Raw genomic sequence first — 3,195 nt, 5'->3', positions numbered from 1 at the left:
GATTGCACAGGAATAGCAGAAGTGATCAAGATTGTGAGTGGTAAAAGATGTTGGGTTTCCTAGGCGTCAACCTAACCTACCAAATCAGCAATCGCACTGGTTTGGCGATCCCTTCGTCCACGGTGAGCCAGCGCAGCTAACGCTGCTACAGCTCGATGTCTGCCCAAATCGCAGCATGGTCTGATGCAGCGTGAACTGCTTTAGTCATTTCTTCGTAATGAGGGAAAAGAGTTCCGTTCGTACCTCCCCACACGCCCTTTCGGAAGATACCACCGCCTTTAACGCGATCAAACAGCGCGGGCGAAAGAAGCAGATAGTCAATTTTGTTTGATGCCGTGCCGTTAGCGTAAGTGCCCGGACGACCATCACTGAAGAAAGACGAGTGGGTGGTAATGTCCCGAAGGTCTGACCCATCCGCAAGCAGCGGCTTCAAAGGCTCGCTCGCTGGGGTGTCGTTCAAGTCTCCCGCTATGACAATCAACTCAATCCCTTCATTTCTTCGTTGGTCATAGATTTCCCGTACTCGCTGCGCCTGCGCCCGCCGCTTCGCATTCGACGAGGCTTGTGTGCCGAACCCCTTACTCTTGAAGTGGTTGATCATGACTAGTAAGCTCGTGTTACCGCTGACCTGGACAGTGAACTCTGGGCAGTCACGGCTAAAGATAGGAAGATCGTCTTGCATATCATTTATATGGCTGATCATCGACTCAATTTGAAATCCAGGCTTTGTCAGGATTCCCACGTCGATCCCCCGCTCGTCGTTGCCGTCGATGAGCATGGTTTGACTGTAATTAGCCTCTATCGGCTTTAGGAGTTGCTCATTGAAGCGGCTCAAGGCAATCCGATTCTCCGCTTCAACGACCGCGAGGATATCAGCATTGACATCCTGAATCACACGCGCCGTCATTTTCATCGCTACTTCATTGACAGACTCGGTCTTGAGTTCTACCCAACCGACCCAATCGTCGCAACCTTCGGCAACAACTTCGGGTGAACCTTTCCGGGGTCTTTTCAGGAGTCGTCCACGGTTCTGTCGTAGGATTGCATATTTAGAATCGTCACTTTTATCCAGCCCAAGCCGCTCAACGGATTCGAGGATGGCAGACTTTTTGGCGGCGGTGTACTTAGGCTCTAGCAATAGGTTATTCAATCGGCTGTACTCGGTGAGTAGAGGCTTCCCCTCGTCCCAATTTTCCAGATTCATAGCCCGGACACGGGAGAACAGATTTTCAACATTGAATGCAGCAATACGCATACTGTGCAGCTCCAGCTTATAAATGCGTTGTCTCCTAAGGTAATGGCATCACCTGTACCGCCTAATCTATGATTGGACAACCTCTGGTTGTGTAACACTCTTATCTGGGCGGTTATTTGAATTGTGTCTATAACTGACAAACAGAGTTGGGAGGTAAATAGGATTAGGTATCAGGTGTTAGGTGTCAGACAGCAAATACGGAAGGAGACTTTCGCGCCTCACCATTGCGTCAAACTATAAGACTCGATACCCTGTGAATAATGGTTGTCTTCCTCTATCTTTATTTCTACGTTATAGTCGAAGACGGATTCGCCCAAACTAGAGTGCAATTTAGCATGAGCGAACCCGGTAAAGCACATGATTAATCGTTGAAACCAGCAGGATCGATTTCTCCAAGAGTGCAACCTGCCGGAACTGTTTTACCTGACTGAAGGAGACCTTCAATTGGAGTGTCGGGCTGAATGTTACCTTTAAGGTTAACCTGTAGCTCTACCACCATATTGTTTTGAGCTTCGTCAATATCTCTTTGACACTGAACTTGAACCTTGCTTCCTGCTCCATTATTAAACGCTACATCGAACTGATTGCGGATCTCGTTAGAGGAGACGGAATTACCAATATTTCTAACGAACAGCTCACGGACTGAAGAGTTATTCACTTGGTCTAACAAAGCGATCGATTCTTGGTAGTATTCTTCCGGTGAGTCGCTATAGCAAGTTCCGTGTTTGTACCATTCATGTAGATGTAGATCCGAAGCAAATCCTGGCATCTTGGCGGCTAGTGCATTGCGCGTTTCCGCAGATAAATCGATCGGTGGCAACTGTGACCATTGCTTATCTTTGTCAAGACTTATGATATTGTCACTAACATTACAATAGATATTTTGGCGCGGCTGGGGCCATAAACCGTGTAGAACTAAGTTTGTGGCATCAAACCGTTGTGCCGTTTGGCTCTGGCATTCGGGCTTATTTGGCTTTGTTTCACAAAAAGAGGGTTGCCAGCTAAGGGCAAGTAAATAATCCTGATTAACTGGATTAACTGGAGTAGAAGAACCTAAAAGTTGCCCGCACTGCACAGACACCCAGCGCGATGGGGGTTCAGCTCCCTCAATCCTAAGTAAGTAATGAGAAGCGTTATCTCGGTTTTTACCAATGACTGGATATGTCTCTTGGGGGGTGAGCCGAATATCTCCTGAGTTAGTTCCACGTCTGATTGACTCAAGTGCCTCGCAAGCTTGCCCAGCAACAAATTGATCGTTGAATGTGATCAAGGCATATGCTGGTCTAGACCATAGAGTTAAACAGAGACATAAAGAAATTGCAAGCAACAAACATTTTTTCAGTGTTGACATTGATATTTCATTCCTATTAAGGATAGCTGTCGATACAGCGCAGTATCTTCTTCAATCCATATAAATATGGTTCCGGAGAGTTGAACTCATTGTAGGAAAATCGCAAACGTTTTCTGGACATAACTAACCCTTTTGCAAAGAGGATGGGTGTTGTGATCGCACTCCGCGCACACTTTGTGATAGCAACACCCATCCGTCTCTAAAATTAGCTCTACTCCCCCTCATTTGATGAATCCTACCGAGCCAGCGCTGGGTCAAACGCGATCGCACCATTAAGCAATGCTCCTTCTTCTTCTTCGCTAGTAGGGAGCCGGATACGGGACGAGATGCGCTCCGATTCGGTTATGTGGGGCATGTTAGATCGAATTGCCAACTCATCGGCTGGAGTAGTTTAAGTCAACGGCAGGGTTTTAGAAGCATCAGAACTCAAGGCAAGAGCGCTTCTAGAGGGTGTACCCTATTTACTCATCAGCTCAATTAATTCATTGACTACGGATTCTGGATTTTTTTCGCACAGTTTGGCATCAAATCGGTAAACTCGAATGCCGCTATGTTCAAAGAGTCTTTCTCTTTCGTGTTCCTTGGCCCG

2 protein-coding genes are annotated in these 3,195 nt (G+C 47.0%); both read right to left on the bottom strand.

Annotated elements, in window-relative coordinates; genetic code table 11:
* Window positions 1-145: 145 nt before the first annotated feature.
* Window positions 146-1,255, bottom strand: coding sequence for an endonuclease/exonuclease/phosphatase family protein (locus H6F63_RS00055; protein ID WP_190633832.1), 1,110 nt, complete (start codon window positions 1,253-1,255; stop codon window positions 146-148).
* A gap of 361 nt (window positions 1,256-1,616) precedes the next feature.
* On the bottom strand, window positions 1,617-2,525 hold the full coding sequence (locus tag H6F63_RS00050; RefSeq protein WP_190633830.1) for a ribonuclease: 909 nt from the start codon (window positions 2,523-2,525) through the stop codon (window positions 1,617-1,619).
* Between the last annotated feature and the right edge of the window lie 670 nt (window positions 2,526-3,195).

It is taken from the genome of Trichocoleus sp. FACHB-40 (assembly GCF_014695915.1).
GTDB lineage: Bacteria > Cyanobacteriota > Cyanobacteriia > Cyanobacteriales > FACHB-T130 > Funiculus > Funiculus sociatus.
This window is presented reverse-complemented; position numbering and strand designations above follow the sequence as displayed.